The following is a 22,655-nucleotide window of genomic DNA, read 5'->3' on the forward strand; positions in this document are numbered from 1 at the left end:
TTTCACTGGCTGCTAGGCCCTTACTCTTATGCAAAAAAAAACCTCGCTTGAAGCGAGGCTTTTCAATCTGTGTCGTTAATCGCTATTATTCAGCGACGATAGATACAAACTTACGGTTTTGAGGACCTTTTACTTCAAACTGAACTTTACCGTCAGTTAGAGCAAATAGAGTGTGGTCTTTACCAATACCCATGTTTGTACCAGCGTGGAACTTAGTACCACGTTGACGAACGATGATGTTACCCGCTAATACTGTCTCGCCACCAAAGCGTTTAACGCCTAAACGTTTAGCTTCTGAATCGCGACCGTTACGAGTACTACCTGCTGCCTTCTTATGTGCCATCGTTAACTACTCCTATTAACCGTTGATGCCAGTAATTTTCACTTCAGTGTACCACTGACGGTGGCCTTGCTGCTTACGTGAATGCTTACGACGTTTAAACTTAACGATTTTAACTTTGTCACCACGGCCTTGAGCTACAATCTCAGCTGTAACCTTGCCACCATCAACGTAAGGAGCACCTACTTTGATGTCGTCGCCATCAGCAACCATTAAAACATTATCAAATTCAATTGAAGAGCCGATTTCTTGCTCTAATTTTTCTAAGCGAACAACTTGACCTTCGCTTACACGATGTTGTTTACCACCGCTTTGGAATACCGCGTACATTTGCTACTCCGATACACGCCATCTTCATGTGACGCACAAATTAAAATAATAGGTCGCGGATTCTACGCTAAGATTATTGGATTCGCAAGCCTTAAGATGAATTTTTCCTGTAATTTTTTAAGAAATACAGATTACATAAAATCACACATAGAGATTTCACAGCAAATCCAGACTTACAAGGCGTTGCGACATTATTCTGCGCTAGATCAAAAGTGTTGATAAAGCGATGATATTTTACCCAAATTTTCATTAAGTGTCTTTGCTCTTGCGTAAAATAGTGTAAAATCAGCAACAACAATTATAGCAATAGATTTTTAGCCAACTTCGGCTTTAAATAAAGGATCCTCTGGGATCAAACCGATATATATGAATATTACTGAGATTCAATCCTTGGCCGAAAAGGATATGGCCGACGTCAACAGCCTTATATATAAGCAGCTCGAATCTGACGTGGTGCTTATTAACCAGTTAGGTATGTATATAGTTAACGCTGGTGGTAAGCGAATTCGTCCTTTGTTGACGGTATTGGCTGCTAGAGCGCTCGGCTATCAAGGCGACAAGCACATTTGTTTAGCAGCGATCATCGAGTTTATCCATACGGCTACCTTGTTACATGATGACGTTGTTGATGAATCGGAATTACGACGTGGTCGAGAAACCGCCAATGCGATGTTCGGCAACAGTGCCAGTGTTTTAGTCGGCGACTTCCTATATACCCGTTCGTTCCAGATGATGGTGACGCTTGACGACATGACGGTTATGCAAGTGTTGTCTAATGCGACCAATGTCATTGCCGAAGGCGAGGTTTTGCAGCTTATGAACTGCAACGACCCAGATACCACTGTCGAAAGTTATATGCAGGTCATTTACTCAAAGACAGCTAAGTTGTTTGAAGCGGCGACTCGATTAGCTGCCGTGGTGACAGGGCAAAAGGATGATGTTATTGCGGCAATGAAAGCCTATGGTATGCATTTAGGTACAGCCTTTCAGCTTATCGATGATTTGATGGATTACACCGCTGACGCCAAAAAAATGGGCAAAAATGTCGGTGACGATTTAGCCGAAGGTAAACCAACCTTACCGCTACTTTATGCTATGCACCATGGTAATGAGCAACAAGCCACGATGATCCGCTCCGCTATCGAAAATGGCGATGGTATGGCTCACCTTGATGATATTCTTGTGGCGATGCAACAAACCGGCGCATTAACCTATACCCAACAAATGGCTGAGCAGGAAGCGCAAAAAGCCATAGAAGCATTAGCGACTCTAGATGACAGTGTATATAAGCAAGCATTGATTGCTCTGGCAAATATCGCCGCCAATCGCAGTGTTTAATTTCTGGTGCTAATGTCTTGTGCTAATGTTTTGTTCTAATGTCAGCTAACATGCTAGCGAATATGTCATAAAAAACGGGGTCGATATCGGTCCCGTTTTTTATGGTCACTAATTTGTCACGGCTGTGGCCGCGATAGCGATTAAAATTGTTGTAAAATTGCAGCCACCACTTCTTCGACCACGGCATCCACATTGTCGTCTTGGGTGACTATGGTTTTAGCATAGCCGTGCCAAACCGGTTTCTTTTGCTTACCGTCAAAAATATCAATGGCTAATTCACCTTCTTTGTAGGCGCGACCAGCGTTTGAGTCACTCGGTGCCCAGGCGTAGCCTAGTGGCCCCACCAACCAGTCTTCTTTGTTGTAACCACTCGGGTAGGCATTAGCGGGCATTTTATCTCTAGCCCCCAGGGTAAAGCCGACAGTAAAATCTGCATCAAATACCGATAGAGCAGGGGTATAGCCCATGGCAATTAAAGTCGATGTGATTTGTTTAGCAACTTTTTTGACGATTTGTGGTTCGACATTGCTGCTGTGATTTAAGGCGTAATGATCATTTATCCAGCTAAAGGTCTTGTAATCAGCACGATTAACCTCACCATCGGCATTAACCTCAATGTCGAGTGTTTCGGGCGGACTCGCACAGCCAAATAACGTTAACAGCAACAGTAATGTTGTGAGTAAGGTTCTCATCACCACCTCTTATTAAGATTGAAGATGTTGTTATTGCATCGCTTGCATCACATTGTTATCCAAGCAACAATTTAACTAACTTAACTATAAGAGATTTATAGGTATTTGCTAAAAATTGGCGGTACAAAAATGGTTTGCTACTAATTGCTGCGCCAGTCGTTTAATTGCAAATATAGGTTTTGCAAAAACAACACAAAGCTGACGACGCTAACGATAGCGCATGGTATCGCCAACAGGGCGATATCTGCGAGGTATCCCTGATAACTGAATACCGCGCATATAATACTCGCAGCCAATTCCAGTACGGTTTGTTCAAGACGGGTTTTAATGCCGATTTTAACCGGGCGTATATATTTTTTAAACATTAATGGGCGTTCCTTGCATTACGCTGTTATTTTTATCGTGCGTGTTAGGCAAGCTAACAGCAATTGAATCACCGCTCCAGTGATTTTTTCTGCTATCAAGTATGTTTCTCACGGCGATATTCGGTATCATATGGCAATAATTTATAGCGAGAGAATTTATGTCTTATCTTGATTGTGTGGTGATTGAGCCACAAGAGCAGGCCAATGCCAGTGTTATTTGGTTGCATGGATTAGGTGCCGACGGCCACGATTTTGAGCCAGTTGTTCCTATGATGAAGTTTCCAGAGAACATGCACATTCGCTTCATCTTTCCCCATTCACCAAAAATTCCAGTCACCATTAACGGCGGCATGGTGATGCCTGCTTGGTATGACATTTTAGATATGAGCGTGGATCGCAAAGTTGATGCGGCGCAACTTAAACAGTCAGCAGACGCTATCGATGCATTAATTCAACGGGAAATTGAGCAAGGCATTCCTGCGCAACGAATCATTATTGCAGGTTTCTCTCAAGGTGGTGCGGTGGCCTATGAAACCGCGCTTCGATTTGCCCAGCCTTTGGCAGGTTTGTTGGCGATGTCGACCTACTTTGCGACTAAAGATTGTATTAACTTATCGGCGGCGAATCGCAATATCGATATTATGGTGATGCATGGTAGTCAAGATCCTGTGGTGTTGCCGGTACTCGGTGAACAAGCGAAGCAGAATTTGCGCCAATTAGATTACAAGGTAGAGTCGAAAACCTACGCCATGCCGCATGCGGTTTGTGCAGAGCAAATTAGTGATATCGCTGACTGGATCAGCGCACGATTGGCCTAACCTAGGAGTCATACATGGCAAGATTTGTAGAGTACATCTATCGAGGTAAAACCAAGAAAATTGCCTTTTCTTATTCTCAACATCGCGATATGTACGAAGCGGTAGCGGCGGCGGAAGGTATCGATATCCAGTCCATTCTTGCTATGGAGCAGCAACTGGAAATGGTTAGCCGTGGCCAAGGCATTATGAAAAATTTTAGGCAAAAGGAGTTTGCGCGAATCGGCTTTACTAAAGTCTGGATGATTAAAGACCAATAATTATTGGTCTTTTTTATTGTCACATCCTCTAGCGCTATGGCTTATCTGTGGTTACCTTAAGTTGATAAAACACCACTTGTTCACCTGCAACGTCCGGGTGCTGGTCAGTCTTTTGATAATCTAATCCGAGCTTTTTCATTACCCCGATTGATGCCAGATTTTTAGCATCGGCAATGGCACTAAAATAATCGACTTCACCTTCTGCGATTAACGCATTCATCACCTGTTTAGCAGCCTCACTGGCAAAGCCTTTACCCCATGCACTTTGCTTAAATCGCCAGCCAATTTCTAAATCACGCCAATGCGGTTGTTCGCTGAAAAAATACATCGGCCTGATTAATACCCAACCGAGAAATTGACCGCTTTGTTTTTCATCAACTTGCCACAGACCCCAGCCTTTATCGGCATTTCGATATTTTGCTAAACGAGGGATAAAGACACTTTCTATGGTGTGCATACTATTGGCCTTGCCACCATTAATGTATTTCATGACCTGTGGATCGCTGTCGAGTTCTTGCAACACCTTGGTGTCATTCAAGCCGATAAAGCGGTAGCTAAGGCGGGCGGAGTCCTTGATTGTTAACATGCTGCATCCTTGTATGAGTTAAAGGAAATAAAAAAGTCGGTCTGTATGATAACAGGCCGACTGAATTAAGGTTAACTGTTGCGGTACATTAGCTTGCTATTAGCCGATAAAGGCTAGGTACATTTGCAAGATAATCAAGTTGGTAATATCGATAAAGAACGCACCGACAATTGGCACCACCATAAACGCTTTTGGTGACGGACCATTGCGCGATACTAAAGTACCCATGTTCATTACCGCTGTTGGCGTTGCCCCCATACCAAAACCACAATGACCACCGGCCATAACCGCAGCATCATAGTCTCTGCCCATTAGACGGAAGGTAATAAAGTAGGCAAACAGAGCCAACGTTATGGTCTGACAAACCAAAATCACCAATAAAGGAATGGCAAGATCAAATATTTCCCACAGTTTCAAACTCATTAATGCCATCGATAGAAACAGCGCCAACGACACGGTACCTAAGATATCGACGGTTTCACTATTGATTTTGTATTTGTTGGAGATTTCGCAAATGTTGGTGATGATCACACCAATAAATAAAGCGTAAACAAAATCCGGTATTTTCAGATAACTGATGTCGAAGGAGTCGACAAACTCTTTAAAATATTTTGCCCCAGCGACACAAATAAGCATGATAAACAGCGTCTCTGACACTTTTTTAGCGGTTACTTTGTCTTCTTCCAACTGGTTATAAGTTACCAAATCTGGATGGGTATCGTGATGATGAGCACCACGGCCGTATTCTGATTCAAAGCCGTTCTTATCAATAATGCGCTGTGCAACTGGGCCACCAATAATACCACCCATGACCAAACCAAAGGTTGCCGCCGCCATGGCCAGCTCTAAGGTGTTAATGCCATACATTTCCTGAAACGTGGCCGACCAAGCAGCCCCAGTACCGTGCCCACCACTTAGGGTAATAGAGCCGGCAATCAATCCCATGATAGGTTCAAGGCCGAGCAAACTGGCGAGCGTTACCCCTAAACCATTTTGCACAATAATATAAAGCGTCGCGACACCGAGAAAGATAAACACCTTAGCACCACCTTGTGCCAGCAATTTAAAATTCGCCGACAAACCTACGGTAGAGAAGAACAACAACATAAAGGTGCTTTGCAAGGGCAGGTTAAACTCGATGCTTACGCCTTCAGCGTGTAACCAAGTTATTACGATGGCAATTGCCAGACCGCCAAGGATGGGCTCTGGAAAGTTAAACTTTTGAATAGGTTTGACAATATGATTGATAAAGCGACCTATAAACAATACGAGTATTGCGATGACAAGTGATTCAATCGCACCAACTTCAATTGTTTCATTCATTTTTCACGCGCGTCCTCATTAGTCGTTGCTACCAATGTTATTAACTATAGAACAAAGATTGCCCCTTGGATGAGCAAAGCGCTGCATTTATATACAAAGCGGTTAATTTTTAGAAAAAACAGCATAAAAGCCGTGTGTTGATTTTTTAATCGACTGTTTCCTTGGTGCCTGCTTAGCATCTCTATTTTGTCACTATTTGCGGTAAGTTTGTGATGACTTAGCACATCTTTGATCTAGGCTGTTGCCTCTTGGTAAGCAAGTGTGAATACGCGGTTTTGATTTGTAAAATCGACGGGTTTTTCCTAGTGATCCAAGGCGATTTCATTATGATTGCTGCTCAATCCGGTTAACTGACCAAGATATCGCTAGCTTGGTGAGTTAACTCGATTGGTAAATTACAGCAAGAGAAGTAAATCGAGAAGTAAGAGTTAAATAATGAATGCAATTAAAAATTCACTATCAGCCAAGGTTTTTCTTGGTCTAGTTTTGGGTTTCATTATTGGTACTATGATCCAATATGTTATCCCACCATCATGGGCTGCTGCCGGTTTTGCAACTGAGGCATCGACAGGCCTAGGTGGTATGTTCGTTTCGATGATCAAACTTATCGTCGTACCATTAGTCTTTATTTCCATTACCTGCGGTATTTGTGAATTAAAAGATTTATCAAGTTTTGGTCGCTTAGGTACTAAAACATTCAGTTTCTATATTATTAATACCATTGCTGCTATCGCCTTAACGATGGCAATTGTTATGTGGCTTCAGCCTGGCGTCGGTGTAAACCTTGGTGCGATGGCCGAAAACGTCACACTTGCCGCAACTGAAACGCCGAATATGTGGCAAATGGTGATCAACATTATCCCGTCAAACCCTTTCCAAGCGTTTGCTGAAGGTAATATGTTGCAAATCATCTTTATGGCGATCATGACAGGTATTGCGATTCAAGCGTTAGATAAGCGCGGTGGTCCAGCGATCCGTTCGTTCAAAATGGCGAACGAAATCATGATGAAGCTTATTACCTTGGTAATGTCTTTAGCGCCTTACGGTGTGTTCTTCCTGATGATTTCATTAGGTGCAACATTAGACTCATCTAAGATGTTAGCGGTTGCGGGTTATATCGCGTTAGTGGTTTCCATGTTCATCTTTATGTTCTTGGTGGTTTACCCGATGCTGGTGTTTATCACCACAGGTATTAAACCGGTAACCTTTATAAAGCACATTCGTGAGCAAATCATGTTTTCTCTGTCGAGTGCGTCTTCGAATGCGACCATCCCAGTGACCATGCGTACGGTTACAGAAAAGCTTGGTGTTAGTCGTTCGGTTGCCGGATTTGGTGTTCCGCTTGGGGCAACTATGAACATGTCAGGCGCGGCGATTTATACCACGATTGCGACAATTTTTGTTGCCAATGCCTATGGTATGCCAATGACGGTGGAGCAAATGTTGCCGTTAGGATTTACGGTATTGTTGTTATCAATAGGTGCCGGTGGTGTGCCAGGTGGTGGTATCGTATCAATCGGTATCTGTTTGCATACATTCGGTTTGCCAGTAGAAGCATTGGCTATCGTTGCTGCCGTTGATCGTATTTGTGATATGTTCTGTACCACAGCCAACGTGGTTGGTGACACGGCTATCAATACCATCGTTGCGAAATCTGAAGGTGAAATCGATATCCCTATGCAAGGCCAAGCGGTTACTGCATAAACCTAGTTATCAACGACAAAACGCCGGGCTTATGGCCGGCTTTTTTTTGCCAATTTTTTAGTCACAATAGATACCACCAATAACCACTAACATGTCGCTCTAATGCGTTACTCAAACATCCTCTTTTATAGCAAGCAATGACCCTTTTATAAGCTTGATTTTAGCCATGTTTTTGGCTGTTTTTTAAGTCTTACCAGCTGCCTATATTGTCCACTTTTACGTTTGCCTTATGGCGCATTAAGTTAACTCTGACAACACATCATCAGTACCTACTATTAACACTTTTTAACGCTTGAGTTGCATTCTCGTGTGCTATAAAAACTCGCCCCTTTCTGCGCTATTTCATTTACTGGGGCGACAGACATACTAATAACAAGTGGTAATCAAGAGATGAAAGTATCTGTTAATTTACTGGCACAAAGCATTCGCTATTCGCTGTTAGCATCCGTGCTGAGCGTGCCTGTATCTCAATATGCCTTTGCTGAACAAGAAACCGAAACGACGGTTGAACAAGAAGCAGAGCAGCAACAAACTGACGAAGACATTGAAGTATTTCAAGTCACTGGCTCGCGTATCAGTCAAACCTCATTTGAGGGGCCTAATCCGGTTACCGTAATTACCGGTGAAGACATGGCAAGACAAGGGCACATAACCTTGTTCGATGCATTACAAGACCTGTCGCAAAATACCGGTTTGGTTGACACCAACGAAGTGGGCGCGAGCGGTTTTACGCCGAATGCCAATGTCGTTAATTTGCGTGGCTTTGGTCCGCAATACACCTTAACTCTGATTAACGGTCGCCGTTTAGCTAATTATCCTGCCGCCTATCAGTCAAATAGCTCGGTGGTTAATATCGGTACCATTCCAACCGCCGCCATTGAACGTGTGGAAGTGCTAACAACGGGCGCGTCGGCCATTTATGGTAGTGATGCGGTATCTGGCGTTATTAACGTTATTCTCAAAAAAGACGTTGAAGGCACCAATGTTGCTTTAACCTACGGTACTGGTGAAGAGCACGGCCAGGATAACTATCGTTTGCAGTTGACCCATGGTATTGACCTTGATCAGGGCAATATCACTTTAATTGGTGAATACGCCTCTAGCGATTACGTTAAAGGCGGTGATTTAGACGATATAGACTCTGCTTTTGATTACCCATACGGCGATCCTGTCATGGCGCGTGGTGCGGTTCAAATCGACAATTGGGCAGCCTATGATTACCTACTTAATCCAACTGGTGAGCCAAGCTACATAGATCCAGGCGAAAACGGTTGTGCCGATTTACCTTGGACCAGTTACCAGTATCGCAGTCAGTTGCCAGAGGCAGAAGCACTCGGCCAAACCGGCGGTTCTTGGGGACATTATTGCGGATTTGATAGCGCTAAATATCGCACCCTAAGACCTGAAACTGAAAAGTTCGCATTTATGATTTCAGCCAATCATGACATGGGTGGAGACGTTAGTGGTTTTATTGATTTGCTTTATACGCAAAATACCGCGGAAACCGACCATGGTCACATCGCTGTTAACGGTGGGACGGTAGAATTAGAAACCGGTGCCAACCAACTTAAAGTAAAAGATGGCAATGGCCAATATTTGGTAATGCCAGACTGGCACACTTTAGGTCGTATTTTACCGACTCAAGAGATCGGTGATACCGCATACCATTTTGATGAAGAGTCGTTGAGCATTACCCTAGGTATTGAGGGGGAGCTTGGCGATCATAGTTGGGAAGTGTACTTTACTGATTCGCGTTATGAGCTTGATACCGAACAGCAGGCGCTGAGATATCAAGAAACGGAAGAAATGTTTTTTGGCAACTATGTCAAAGAACAGCTCGGTATCAAAGTCTACGACGGAACCGGCACACACACGGTTTATGATCGCCTAAGCCCTGAAGACATTCGTCGTTTAGTGGGCACCACCACCACCAATAATAAAACCGAAGCGCAAATGGCCAGTGCCGTTATCACCGGTGACTTATTCGATATGCCAGCTGGTGCTGCTCAATATGCGGCAGTATTGGAATACGTAAACGAAGAGTTTGAATATCAACCAGACGAGTTGATGACTCGACCAGAAGGTGAAGGTTGGTGGGGATTAGCAGGTTTTGGCGGCTTTGGTGAGCGTTCTCGTTCATCCGCAGGCTTGGAAACCAAACTGCCGATTTCAGATTATCTTAACTTTGGCTTTGCCATTCGCTATGACCAATATGACAGTGCATCAAGTTCAAACGACGGTCAGTACACACCGGCCTACAACGTAGAGTTTCGTCCTAATGATGAATGGCTGTTCAGAGCCAGTTACTCGCGCTCCTTTAAAGCGCCGGATATGCAGGCTATTTTCACTCGCTCTAGAGCCTTTAGTTTTGGTACCGATTACGTATCGTGTTACGAGCAATTCTTTGCTGGCAGTGTTAGCCCAAGTGAGTTTGTAAAAGATTCACTATATTACAGTCAATGTTTAGGCAGCACATTTAATGCTGAGCAGTTACCTAACACCGAATTGGAAAACGAAGAAGGCACCTCGATCGGTTTAGGCTTTGTCTATTCACCTATGCCTGAGTTGACCATTAAGTTTGATTATTACGATGTAGAAATCCGTAATCAGGTGCAGCGTGGCGATATTTCGTCAATCCTTATCGAAGACTTCCATTGTCGTTATGGCACCGGCGAATCAGCGCCTATTTTTGGTTGTGACATCGTCACAGGTACCGAGGACCGCCAAGGCTTGGTTATCCGTAATGAAAACAACAACAGCGATGACCCCCTTGCTGGTGGCAGTTTAGAAACGGTAAATACCACCGCCTTTAACTTGGCCTCCTATCGTCAAACCGGTATCGATTCGTCCATTGAATATTTATTGGATGTTGGCAGCTGGGGCGATCTGCGTTTTGCCGCCAGTCACACCGGTATATTAACCACAGAATACGATGCTTTAGCGGATGATGATCAAGCGCCTTATAGCTTTAGCGACAACATTGCTAACCGCGAGCCGCAAGACATTGTTACCGCATCGGTGAGCTATTTCTACGAGAATTTTGCCGCAACCTTGTCGGCGCGTTACATGAGTGAATTGGCTCCGCACCGCATACTGCCGAAAAAAGATGAAAACGGTGACGTGCTTTTCTTTGATCAATACGGCGATACCCTGAACTACCAAATCAATGATGACGGTGAATACATAATCGAAGACGGTTATTTCGAAGGCCAGGATGCGCGTTTAGTGGGGGAGACCAAGCGTTCGCAAAAGCGCCTTGACCCATTTATTACCGCCAATTTAGTACTCGCATATTCGTTCAATGAAGGTGATACCAATGTGTCGCTTACCGTACAGAACGTTTTTGATGAACAAGCACCTAAAGATGACACCTTTATGGCAACCGAGTGGCCTTGGTACGACATCTATAGCTATTCAGGGTCAGCACTGGGACGCGAATATTTTATTCAGCTAAGTCATCAGTTTTAAGCATTAATACATTAACTCGCATGGACGCGGTTTAATAAAAGAATAAAGGGTTAAAACATGAATACCAAAAAATTCATTTTCGCCGCCGGTGGTGCACTATATGTTAGTAGTGCAATGGCCGCCGCGCAGATTTGGGATCTTGAGAAAACCGAGCTACCGGCTCATTTACTCGACTCTAATGTGCGCCAACAAATTGATATTCCGGCAACCGCGGTATCGACGACCAATAGCGTCAAAGCAAAAGTTAATCGCTTTAATGGCATGCCAAGTGTCAACAATGTCGTTAACCAACAAATAACGCGCACAGAGAAGTTCAGCTACGACCCCGAGATAAGCGGCAAGCATGAATTTGTCGTGATCTTGGCGCAAGAGCCTGTCGCTACCTACAAAGGTGGTGTCGCTGGCCTTGAGGCAACGCATTTAAAGACCTTTGCCCAGCAACAAACTGGCAGTCACTTGCAAGCCGATGGTCATTCCGCACCGATGGAACGCAGTACATTACGCGCGTTGAAAACATCAAGCCAATACCAATCACGTATTGATGCTTACCAAGATTATTTAGTCGCTAGCCAACAGCAATTTGTGCAATCGGCAGCGTCTATTGGCGTAAACATTAAGCTCAATTATCAATACACCAATGCCATTAATGGTTTTTCGACGGTGATGACCCAGGAGCAAGCACAGCAATTGGCCTCGTTTGCTAATGTGCTGTCGATTTCGCCGGTAAGAACGTTCCAATTACAAGAATTGGTAAACAGTGAGCTGCTTGGCTCGAGTGACGTGATTGCGGTTGAACCGGTCTGGAATGCTTGGGGCTACAAAGGTGAGGGGGTGATTGTTGGTGTTGCCGACACCGGTATCAATGCCAGCAGTGCCTCATTTAGTGACGTTGGTGGTGACGGTTACGTGCATACCAACCCTTTAGGTGATGGCAATTATCTTGGTGATTGTGCAAACCAAGAATGGCGCCACTTATGTAATAACAAACTTATTGGTGTTTACTCTTATGAAGAAATCACCAGCTATTACCGTTCTCAACTGGCTCACAAAGTCACAGAAGATCGAGGCGAAGAGGTCGATCTATCTAACGATGGCATGATACGACCTGCCAACGGCATAGATTATGTTGGTCATGGTAGCCACACCAGTGGTATTGCTGCCGGTAATTACGTTAAAGATGTCGATTTTCTCTATCGCCAATTATTAAAAGGCCCTGGTGTTGCAGCCATGGAAGAGCCAATTGGTGATTTATCGGGTATTGCCCCGCACGCGAATGTTATTTCTTATCAGGTGTGTTTACCCGGTGGTGGCAGCGATGCCCTAGCAGGTTGTTTAGAAACCGCCATGATTGCCGCATTAGAGCAGTCCGTTGAAGATGGCATTGATGTCCTTAACTGGTCAATTGGTGGTGGTTCCCGCGACCCTTGGGGTGACCCAATTTTGCGAGGCTTTTTGACCTTAAAAGAACATGGTGTTCATGTCACTGCCGCAGCGGGCAACACCGGTGGTTATGAAGACGTGTCAAACGTTACACCGTGGTCATTGACGGTTGGCGCTACCTCTCTTGGTCGTGACAATGAAAATGTTGGTTCTGCCACCTTACTATACAGTGTCGATGGTAACGATTTTGATGCTATCGAGCTGGGCGGAGAGCGCGCTTACAGTATTTCGGGTCATGCATCGGGGTTGGCGGCGTTGGGCGCTAACATGGGGGAATGTATCAACAGTGATTGTTCGCCAGCACCAGTATGTGAGCAGGGCTCCGAATTAATTGACGGCTATTGCTATCTACAATGTACTGAAGAGCAACGTCGTAATGCAGAAACTTTAGAATGTGAATTTATTGCCGGTTCAGGCAGTGGCTCACAAGATGATGGTTGTCTTATTGGCGAACAAAATGTCTTGGGTATGTGTCTGCCTGATCACGTCCATGGACCATCTAGTTGGGAAAGTATTTGTGAAGGTGGTGAAATTGCTCTTTACCCAGAATTGGACGGCACCATCATTGATGGCGAACTGATCAAAGGTGAACATCAAGGTTATATCTGCCCAACCATTAAGTACGACGATTGTCCTACAGACCACAGAGGTTTCAGCGGAGCTTCTGACGGTATGTGTTGTTCATACGGTGTGATTGATAACCCAGATGTGGCTAATCAGAAAATCTGGCCGGGTCACCCATTCTTTATCGAAGACAGTTTTCACGGCGCGTGTCATTCGCCGCAAGGTCAACATTTTGCCAATAATGGTCCGTTAAGTGCTAACAACACCAGCTTGCAATCGGATTTTACCCAGTCGATTGAAACCGCCGGTAATGTTGCCAGCAAATTGACCGCGTACCAAGGTAAACATGACGGTGCAAATGCAGCAGATATCTCTGCCACGCCAGTGCCTGTTCTGCCACAAATGAAAATATTTGCTGGCGACCCATATTGTCTTGATTTAGACAGCTGGAAAGATCCGAACCAGCCAAACGTTGATTTTGATTTTACTGATAAAATTTTAGTGTGTGGTCGTGGTGATGATTCAGTTATTGGCAATGTCTCACGTATTAATAAAGCCCAAGACGCGTTTTATCGTGATGCCGCTGGTATGGTGTTATATAACACCACCAAAGAGTATCCATACAATTATCGTTATGCGACCGCATTAAACTTCCCGGTTTATGCTGATGAAGAGCAAACCGAAATCATCGAATATAAAAACTTCCCATACATTCATGTCGGTAATGGTTCTTGGAAGCGTGGTGTTGGTCGAACAACGTTACGTCAGATGTTTATTGAAAACAGTGAGTTGCATCTACAGATTAACTCGGTGCAAAAATCGATATCTTATGATCCAAAGCGTATTCGCGACTTGGCTGGTTTTTCTTCGAAAGGTCCAAACAAATATTATCCAAGCCTTATGGGGCCATCATTGGTGGCACCAGGTGAAAATATCCTAGCGCCTTTCACCAATGACAGTGCCTTTACCACCCGTGCAAATTCAGCGGATTATGCTTTTGATACCGGTACCTCTATGGCCGCACCGCATATGGCGGGTGTTATGGCACTATTGGCACAAGTGCGTGGCGATGAGTGGACCGCAACTGAACGTGAATCGGCAGTGATGCTGACCGCAGGTACGGTCACCGGTGGTTCATGGTTACGTATTGACTGTTCTGGTTTGGACATCGTCAATAACCAAGATTTCACTGATTACAATCAAGATGCGGATGTGGTTTGTCCGGAATACGATGAAGACAATATTTTCCATCAAGAATTTGTTTATGAGGCACCGTATATTGATGTTGAAACCGGTGACTATGCCGTTGATGAAAACGATGAGATCTTGCAAAAAGTATTTAAAAGCTACTTTGAACGTCAGCAAACTCGTTCGTGGGAAGCCGGTTCTGGCTTGGTTAATGTCGAAGCAGCGCTGCATTCTGGTCTTATCATGGATGAGAGCTACGACAATTATATGGCCGCCGATCCAAACAAAGGGGGTGACATTACTCAGTTAAATTTACCGTATTTATTTAACGGTGAGTGCAGCGGCGAGTGTTACTTTACCCGTACTTTTACATCAACTGTTGCCGGCACTAATACCTGGGTAATTGATGTTGAAACCAGTGAAGAGTCGATTACCTTAGAAGCCTCAAAAGACAGCTTTACGCTCAATAAAGGTGAATCTGCGACAGTATTCTTTACGGCAAGAATAAAGCGTTCAACCAGTGCCAGCTCAGATGGTTCAGGTATGGTCGATGGTGTGGTTAATTTGATCGCGCAAACACCGGGTGTGGTGTCGGCGCATCTACCTGTCGGCATCGCCTTAACGCCGTCACGACTACCCCTTATGGGACAAGGTAAGGCGTCTGAAGATGTTGGCCAATTCCCATTAAAAGGCATAGCGCCGTGGGGGTCGACTGACGACTTACAAGCGAATATTTATCATCAAGGCGGCGTGTCATATATCGCTACCGATAGTGACGGACAACTTGTTAGCCAAGGCGCAGGACAATTTTTCTTCGACAGCAGCGAGTTTAGCCATAACTCAACACTTATTGGCCAAACAGAGCTGGTCGTTGACCAAAGCCCTAACCATGGTGACCTTACTCAGCAAGCCGCAGAGTTCTCTATCGCTGAAGACTCGTTGCACTTGTTATGGGTTGATGTGCCTGCCAATACTAAGTTACTGGCCATAGATGTATTAGAGCATGTCGCAAGCTCAACTGAAGCCAGCGGTCTGCCTGATGATATCTGGAAACGCGGCGATTTACTGGTGGTTGTTGGACGAGACAATGACAACAACCAAGAGCTGGACTACAAACAAGAAGGCATGTGTGTGTCGTCGACCGAGTTGAGCTTAAACCATTGTTTGATTCATTATCCTGAGCCAGGCAAATACTGGATTCATCTGCAAAATGTTGGCACCAGCCGCTTTACCGAAGTCAAAGACACCTTTAAGTACGCACTGTCGGTTATCAGCGATGAGGCGTCAAATGAGATGACCGTTATCGCCCCTGAGTCTTACCAAGGAACGCAATCGTTTACCTTGGATGTGGCGTACGATATCGCCCTTAATCAAGGTGATGCGGTATATGGCTTTGTCGAGTTGGGCAGCTCTGAAAACAACCTAAATAATTTAGGTGCGATGCCTGTCAAACTTGAGCGTGGTGAAGATTCATTTACCGTTGAAGTGTCCGATACAGAGGTTAAAGCCGGAAATTATGTTCGTGTCGATGTCGCTTATGCGCCTAACCATACCGGCTATCAGCGTACCTTTGAATTAGATGTCGAACTACCAGAGGGGTTAACCTACATCCCTTATAGTGTTGGTGGTGATCCACGTTTTGTTACCGGTTATCAGGAACAAGCAAACAAATTGACCATCAGTGGTTATCAGCCTAACAGTTATCGTATGCTGCCGTTTTACCAAATCAGCAGCAACGTCAACCCTGATAAAGAAGGTTTTGAAGATCACCCATTAGCCGCGGCCTATAGTGCGCAATGTTCAACACCAAATGTTGGCTCATACATTGATGGCTCACATCCAAATGGTGGCTATATTGATTTAGCGCGCTTGAATTGGCGCTTGGCGAACCCGCCTTATGGTTCTGAGCAGCCAAATCGAATGGACTCATGGCGCGATATGATCCGTCTAAATACCCAGCAATTATTTGGCTTTGGTACCGATGCTGATTTCAATATGTTCAATGCACCAAACGCATACCATGAATTGCGTATTAGCCCTATGGGTTATATTGACTCGGGTGCTGATTACCCTATGTTTGGCGTGCCTTATGGCGACCCGTTTACCAGCATGCACTTTTTACCGGACATTCGTTTAGCAGCACTGACGGTTGGTAGCGCCGATACGCAATTAACCACAGGTAAGAAAGCACCTGCCGATGCGTTATTGGCCGATGATGCACAAGGCATTACCTTGGCGGCATTTAGAAGTGAGAGCAACAAGAACGTCATCATCGAGTGGGACAATGCCTACACTGTCAAAGGTGATCGATACAACTTTGGTAGCGAAGGCACACCGCAAGGCGATAGTTTCGACTTTATGGCGATGATTGATCTTGAATACAGCTATGAAGTGGGCAGCTATGAATTGATTTTTGCTTATGACAACATTCAAACAACCCACAGCTTAGGTTCGATAGGCTTCCATGGAATGGCTGGCTTGCGTACCACTTTTGGTCCGGTAGGCGGCTATCGCAACCGCTCAATTGGTTACAATAACATCGACCAATTATTGCATGATGATCTGGTTATTTGTTTTGACTTTGTCGGTGATGATTACAGTAAATCAAACTTTAGTTTTTGGCTAAAAGTCGATGAGGCCGCTGCAGGTGAAGAGATTGAGTTTACGGTTAAAACCAAGCTCGATCGAATCACCAAGTCAGTGACTAATACGATGACAGTGGCTGGCAATATCAGCATCAGTGATATCGATGATGTGGTTATTAATCAAGGTGAGCGTGTCGAGATACCTGTTATTTATAATGACATTGCCAATAGCAACAACCAAATTAGTGTGGTTGCCGATTCATTAGTGACCGAACTATCTGGTCATAGCCCTGGTTCGATATTAACTATTGACGCCCGTTGTGACTTTGCTGGCACGACACAAGTCGAGGTGACAGTAACCGACATGGATAACGCCGATGATAAAGCCAGTACCTCGTTCTTGGTTAATGTACAGCCGGTAAATGGTTTTACAGCGAATGCTGATTGTAACAGCGAAAGCGAGTCTGAAAACGAATCAGAGTCAGGTTCTGGTTCACTCGAAGTTGAAAAAGACTCCGACAGTTCAGGTGGTTCTTTGGCCTTTATGTTATTGGCATTATTACTACTAAGCACGCTAGTTCGTGCTAACAAAGCGGTGAAATAAACCATAAACACCTAGACCTATGTGTTATTAAAAAGCCCGAAGAATTTACTTCGGGCTTTTTTATTGGCTTGCTATTTTATCGATGACTTAAATAACTCAGACAGACGTAACCGGTTTATCGGCGCACAAATACCATTGCTTAAGTTTAACTGAGTGATAACTGCCGGTTTCTAATACTAAGTTGTCGAGCAACGGTGGTTTCTTTAAATACGGTTGCCATTGGCGCAGAGTTTCGTCATGGGCATACCAACTTAAAATACGGATTCGAATGGTATCATCGCCGATGATACTGACGACTTTTACATGCACCTGAACCTGTCCTTGATACCAATGTAAGTAACCGTTTTCATCGGCAAGTTGATACTTTGCGGTGGCTTCACGACACAGGGTCTTGTCCAGTAATTCTTTACTGCTTGCCTTGCCATCATCAGCGCTGGCTGGCGATAAGCGAAACAACAAACAGCACGTCAGCAGCAGTAATAATGCAGCTAGCAACGCACTGGGGAGTTCGCTTTTTATCTTAAAACTTGGTTTAGTCATTCTTTATAAACAACAAAATTGCAACATCGATATATCCAAACTAGCATTAATTGTCTCTTGGATCAGGTAAAAGCCGACACAGGGGAAATTTTAGCGTGTGTTTTTCCATTATTTCCTCTATAATCGCGCCAAAATTTTTATATAACAATTTATTGAGGGCTTATCATGGCTATCGAACGTACTTTTTCTATCGTAAAACCAGATGCAGTTGCTAAAAACGTTGTCGGTGCAATCTACAACCGTTTCGAATCTGCTGGTCTTAAAATCATCGCTTCTAAAATGGTTCACTTGAGCCGTGAAAAAGCTGAAGGTTTCTACGCTGAGCACAGCGAGCGTCCATTCTTTGGTGCTCTAGTTGACTTCATGACGTCTGGTCCAGTTATGGTTCAAGTTCTAGAAGGCGAAAACGCTGTTCTTAAGAACCGTGAAATCATGGGTGCTACTAACCCAGCTGAAGCTCTAGCCGGTACTCTTCGTAGCGACTACGCTGAATCAATCGACGAAAATGCTGTTCACGGTTCAGATGCGCTTGAGTCAGCTGCTCGTGAAATCGCATACTTCTTCTCTGACGAAGAAATCTGCCCACGTACTCGCTAATTTAGCGAATGACGTATAACAGGTCGCATTGCGACCTGTAAACAAGAAGGATTTTGCTGCTATCAGTGAAATCCTTTTTTGTCTTAATGTGACCGACTAAGTGAGCGGTTGTGAATTTGTTAGTCGACTGACAATACAGTCCATTAACAAATTCATAACAATGTAAAATTGTTTGCTTTGTTTAAAAATTGTACAATCTGTCCCCGTGTAAATGAAAGTGAGCCAATTTAATGACTGACACTGCTGTAAAAAAGGTAAACCTGCTGGATTTTGATCATCAGATGATGCGCGAATATTTTGCCTCGATAGGCGAAAAACCATTCCGTGCCGATCAAGTGATGAAGTGGATTTATCATTTTGGTTACGATGACTTTGAAAAAATGACCAATTTAAATAAGGCATTGCGTCAAAAGTTAGCTCGCTTGACTGAAATTAAAGCACCAGAAATTTCAGAAAAACAAGTGTCGAATGATGGCACCATTAAATACGCCATTAAGCTTGAAGGTGGTCAAGAAGTTGAAACGGTGTGGATCCCAGAAAACGGTCGCGCGACGCTGTGTGTTTCATCACAAGTTGGTTGTGCATTAGAATGCACGTTCTGCTCAACCGCACAACAAGGCTTTAATCGTAACTTATCGGTGTCTGAAATCATCGGTCAGGTATGGCGTGTTGCCAATGATATTGGTGCGACTCGTATTGCCGGTACTCGTCCTATCACCAACATCGTTATGATGGGTATGGGTGAGCCATTATTGAACATGAAAAATCTGATCCCGGCATTGAAAACCTTTTTAGATGATTTGGGCTATGGTTTATCAAAACGTCGTGTAACGGTATCGACCTCTGGTGTGGTTCCTGCGTTAGATATGCTTAAGAAAGAGGTAGATTGTGCCTTGGCTATTTCAGTGCATGCCCCGGATAACACCTTGCGTGACGAATTAGTGCCAATCAATAAAAAGTACCCATTGGAAGAATTCTTAGCTGCGAGTCGTCGTTATATCGATGGTTCAAAAGCCAACAAACAGGTGACTATTGAGTATGTCATGCTCGATCATGTTAACGATTCAACCGATCAAGCGCACGATTTAGCCAAAGCATTAGAAGGCACGCCAAGTAAAATCAATTTAATTCCGTTCAATCCATATCCGGGATCACCATACGGTCGTTCAAGCAATTCGCGTATCGATCGTTTTGATAAAGTCCTGCAAAGTTATGGTCTTACTGTTATTACTCGTCGTACCCGTGGTGACGATATCGATGCCGCTTGTGGACAACTGGCTGGCGATATCAAGGACAGAACCAAGCGTGCCCTGAAGAAACAACTTAAAGACAACGAAGAAATTTCAGTTAAAGTGGTGTAATTTGTCGTCAGGCAAGGTAATCTAGGCAGTTAGATTACCTTGTTGGCAATAATAACAATCATAGAGCTGAAGATATGAGCAAACGTCTACACTCGGCAGGGCAAGTAGCCCTCACCTTGTTATCACTTTCTGTATTTACCGGTCTTGGCGGCTGTGTTACCCAAAATTTCGCCGACGATACCCCTGTAGTTGAAAAAGATTATAGTGATAATCAACTGGCAAAAACCCGTATCTCACTAGCGCTTGGCTATTTGGATATGGGCAATACCGCCCAGGCAAAATACAATCTAGAAAAAGCCCGTCAGTTTTCACCTGATCTCGTCGATGTTTATACTGCGTTTGCACATTACTATGAAACCGTAGGTGAGTACGAGCAAACCGAAGAGTCGTATTTGGCGGCGTTGGAACTCGCTGAAGATGACGCAAATACGCTTAATAACTTTGGTGTATTTTTATGTCGACGCGGTCGTGTTGAAGAAGCGGAAGTCTACTTTAAACAAGCCATTCGCGTGCCTACCTATATTCGTGTCTCGGAAACCTACGAAAATATCGCGTTATGCTATTTGAAAGAGCCTGAGTTTGATAAGGCTGAAGATGCATTGCGTCGTAGTATTTTGCACAGTCCGAATAGTGCATCGAGTTTGATGCAAATGGCGCAGTTGCAATACGCGAAAAAAGATTATGAACAAGCAGCAAATTTCTTAAGTCGCTTTGAGTTGGCTACCCGCCGATTCACGCCTCAGGCGATAGCGTTAAGCTTTAAGGTGCAAAAGAATCTTGGTAATGACGAAATTGCCAATAACTATGCCACCATGTTGCTTAATATGTTTCCAGAGTCGGTGGAATCAAAACAATATTTAGATAACGAATTGAGTCATATTAGTGCTGATGATATGGCCAAGGACTATAAAAAATATAAATTGCTTAAATCCGGCGCCAAAGTAAACAAAAAGCCGATTGTGGTCGTCAATAAAAACAAACAGCAGCAATTGCCATCTGATGGCTTGAGGACCGAAAAGCCGAAAGTCGATTTTAGCAATAACAAACTGGTTGATGATGCAACAATTGCCAAACAGACGGGTCAAAGCATTGATCAAAACAGTTTGGTCGCTAACCAGGCGAGTCAAGCACAAACCACAGCGCCGGTAACCGCAGCCAAACCAAAAGCGAATAATAACGCACAGTTAGCGCAAAATAGCGGGGCAACGGCAGCGGTGACAAAACCACAACCTGTAAGCAAACCGGTTACGCAAGCAGCAACGCCGGCGGTAACGCCGCCAACATCTGCTGCCACAGTGCCGGCAAAACCTGTTAAAATACGGGTTGCGGACATGGCAAGCCCGGTCCACGTGGTGCAAAAAGGTGATAACCTTTACCAAATTTCGATAAAATACAACATTACCATCTCCACCCTGCGTCGTTGGAACAATTTGACCAACGAAGAGATCCAGCTAGGGCAGGTGCTTAGATTAACGAAACCAGAATAGAATTATGAGTGAACAAGCGGACAACATCGAACAACAGGGTGTTGACAAAATAGGTCCTGGCGCCATGCTGCGTCAGGCACGAGAGCTAATGCAGTTATCTCAGGAAGAAATCGGTGACCAACTGAACCTGAGAGTGAGTCTGTTGCAAGAAATAGAATCAGATCAATATTCAGGTAAGACGCCGAAAACCTTTATTCGCGGTTACATCCGGAACTACGCGAAATTAGTCAATCTTGATGATAATGACATAGTCGCTCGTTTTGACCGTGTTGATCATGGTTTGCAAGGTACTGGCGACATGAAAAGCTTCTCGCAAAGTACTCGTAAAAAGGCCGAGAATAATCGCTTGATGTTGGTGATCTATTTATTGATCTTCAGTATGTTTGTATTGACCATCGTTTGGTGGTGGCAGCAAACTTCAAGCACCACTGCATTGTCATTGGCGCCAGAGTTAAATACGGTAACCGTCGCTACACAAAACGACGATGCGCAGCGAACAAGCGAGCCAGCAATAAAGCAAACCATTGTTGAAAGCAACGAAAGCGCCGATGCAGAGCCTGTCAGCCAAGAGGTTGCCGCAAAGCCAGACGAGATCGAAACCCAAGATCAAGTATTCGAAAGGCATATGCAACAAACGGCACCGCAACAGCCGCAAGCAGAGCCTGAAGCGCCTGTAGAAACCGTTGCTAGCCAACAACCAGAGGCTGCCCAACCGGTTGCTAATGATGCACCTGAATCAAATTTACAATTCACCTTTAAAGGCGATTGTTGGGTCAATATATTTGACGCTAATGGTAAGCGACTGGCTTGGGGTGTAAAGAAAGCCGGCTATGTGATGAACTTAAACGGTCAGGCGCCGTTTAAAATCACCTTAGGCAAGCCAGAATTGGTTGAGCTAAGCTACAACCAAGAGTCGGTTGATTTAAGTGGCTACCAAATAGGTCAAATTGCTAAATTTAATTTGCCTACAGCACAAATGCCATAGCCAACAAATGGGCCGATAATCAATCGATATCAAGATAATCAATGGCCGCCGTGTTAAACTATGGCGGCCTTTTTAAATTAATG

At 44.3% G+C, this 22,655-nt stretch carries 17 protein-coding genes; 10 read left to right on the forward strand and 7 right to left on the reverse strand.

Annotation, left to right across the window (positions count from 1 at the left end; genetic code table 11):
* Positions 1-85: 85 nt before the first annotated feature.
* Positions 86-343, reverse strand: coding sequence for a 50S ribosomal protein L27 (gene rpmA / locus E2K93_RS11490; protein ID WP_135439229.1), 258 nt, complete (start codon positions 341-343; stop codon positions 86-88).
* Between the two features lie 15 nt (positions 344-358).
* Positions 359-670, reverse strand: coding sequence for a 50S ribosomal protein L21 (gene rplU, locus E2K93_RS11495; protein WP_135439230.1), 312 nt, complete (start codon positions 668-670; stop codon positions 359-361).
* Positions 671-1,036: 366 nt separating this feature from the next.
* Between rplU and ispB the strand changes: the two genes are divergently transcribed.
* Complete coding sequence (ispB, locus tag E2K93_RS11500) at positions 1,037-2,008, forward strand: octaprenyl diphosphate synthase (protein ID WP_135439231.1); 972 nt, start codon at positions 1,037-1,039, stop codon at positions 2,006-2,008.
* Positions 2,009-2,148: 140 nt separating this feature from the next.
* Here the strand turns inward: ispB and E2K93_RS11505 are convergent, their stop codons facing one another.
* Together E2K93_RS11505 and E2K93_RS11510 are read right to left on the reverse strand one after the other, a co-directional pair.
* Positions 2,149-2,700 carry a DUF4136 domain-containing protein gene (locus tag E2K93_RS11505; protein ID WP_135439232.1) on the reverse strand — a complete coding sequence of 184 codons (552 nt, stop codon included), beginning with the start codon at positions 2,698-2,700 and terminating at the stop codon, positions 2,149-2,151.
* A gap of 140 nt (positions 2,701-2,840) precedes the next feature.
* On the reverse strand, positions 2,841-3,065 hold the full coding sequence (locus tag E2K93_RS11510; RefSeq protein ID WP_135439233.1) for a hypothetical protein: 225 nt from the start codon (positions 3,063-3,065) through the stop codon (positions 2,841-2,843).
* Between the two features lie 158 nt (positions 3,066-3,223).
* Here E2K93_RS11510 and E2K93_RS11515 point away from each other — a divergent pair, with 158 nt between their 5' ends.
* On the forward strand, positions 3,224-3,883 hold the full coding sequence (locus tag E2K93_RS11515; protein WP_135439234.1) for an alpha/beta hydrolase: 660 nt from the start codon (positions 3,224-3,226) through the stop codon (positions 3,881-3,883).
* A gap of 14 nt (positions 3,884-3,897) precedes the next feature.
* Positions 3,898-4,140, forward strand: a complete 243-nt coding sequence (locus tag E2K93_RS11520) for a DUF2960 family protein (protein ID WP_135439235.1) — start codon at positions 3,898-3,900, stop codon at positions 4,138-4,140.
* 34 nt (positions 4,141-4,174) lie between these two features.
* Here E2K93_RS11520 and E2K93_RS11525 read toward each other — a convergent pair whose 3' ends face one another.
* Together E2K93_RS11525 and gltS are read right to left on the reverse strand one after the other, a co-directional pair.
* Entirely contained in the window at positions 4,175-4,726 is a 552-nt protein-coding gene (locus E2K93_RS11525) for a GNAT family N-acetyltransferase (RefSeq protein WP_135439236.1), read from the reverse strand.
* A gap of 99 nt (positions 4,727-4,825) precedes the next feature.
* Positions 4,826-6,049, reverse strand: a complete 1,224-nt coding sequence (gltS, locus tag E2K93_RS11530) for a sodium/glutamate symporter (protein WP_135439237.1) — start codon at positions 6,047-6,049, stop codon at positions 4,826-4,828.
* A 444-nt stretch (positions 6,050-6,493) separates the two neighbouring features.
* On the opposite strand from gltS, the gene E2K93_RS11535 reads away from it, so the two are divergent.
* From E2K93_RS11535 to E2K93_RS11545, 3 genes are all read left to right on the forward strand, one after another.
* On the forward strand, positions 6,494-7,753 hold the full coding sequence (locus E2K93_RS11535) for a dicarboxylate/amino acid:cation symporter (RefSeq protein WP_135440483.1): 1,260 nt from the start codon (positions 6,494-6,496) through the stop codon (positions 7,751-7,753).
* Between the two features lie 390 nt (positions 7,754-8,143).
* On the forward strand, positions 8,144-11,221 hold the full coding sequence (locus E2K93_RS11540; RefSeq protein WP_135439238.1) for a TonB-dependent receptor domain-containing protein: 3,078 nt from the start codon (positions 8,144-8,146) through the stop codon (positions 11,219-11,221).
* 57 nt (positions 11,222-11,278) lie between these two features.
* Complete coding sequence (locus tag E2K93_RS11545) at positions 11,279-17,602, forward strand: S8 family serine peptidase (protein WP_135439239.1); 6,324 nt, start codon at positions 11,279-11,281, stop codon at positions 17,600-17,602.
* 96 nt (positions 17,603-17,698) lie between these two features.
* On the opposite strand, the gene E2K93_RS11550 is transcribed toward E2K93_RS11545, so the two are convergent.
* Positions 17,699-18,142: a hypothetical protein gene (locus E2K93_RS11550; protein WP_135439240.1), complete on the reverse strand. Its 444-nt coding sequence runs from the start codon at positions 18,140-18,142 to the stop codon at positions 17,699-17,701.
* A gap of 165 nt (positions 18,143-18,307) precedes the next feature.
* Between E2K93_RS11550 and ndk the strand changes: the two genes are divergently transcribed.
* From ndk to E2K93_RS11570, 4 genes are all read left to right on the forward strand, one after another.
* Positions 18,308-18,739 carry a nucleoside-diphosphate kinase gene (ndk, locus tag E2K93_RS11555; protein WP_135439241.1) on the forward strand — a complete coding sequence of 144 codons (432 nt, stop codon included), beginning with the start codon at positions 18,308-18,310 and terminating at the stop codon, positions 18,737-18,739.
* 230 nt (positions 18,740-18,969) lie between these two features.
* A complete protein-coding gene (locus E2K93_RS11560) occupies positions 18,970-20,100 on the forward strand; it encodes a bifunctional tRNA (adenosine(37)-C2)-methyltransferase TrmG/ribosomal RNA large subunit methyltransferase RlmN (RefSeq protein ID WP_135439242.1) in 1,131 nt (376 codons plus the stop codon).
* Positions 20,101-20,174: 74 nt separating this feature from the next.
* On the forward strand, positions 20,175-21,587 hold the full coding sequence (gene pilW / locus E2K93_RS11565) for a type IV pilus biogenesis/stability protein PilW (RefSeq protein WP_135439243.1): 1,413 nt from the start codon (positions 20,175-20,177) through the stop codon (positions 21,585-21,587).
* 4 nt (positions 21,588-21,591) lie between these two features.
* A complete protein-coding gene (locus tag E2K93_RS11570; protein WP_135439244.1) occupies positions 21,592-22,572 on the forward strand; it encodes a RodZ domain-containing protein in 981 nt (326 codons plus the stop codon).
* Positions 22,573-22,655 lie beyond the last annotated feature (83 nt).

It is taken from the genome of Thalassotalea sp. HSM 43 (genome assembly GCF_004752005.1).
GTDB lineage: Bacteria > Pseudomonadota > Gammaproteobacteria > Enterobacterales > Alteromonadaceae > Thalassotalea_A.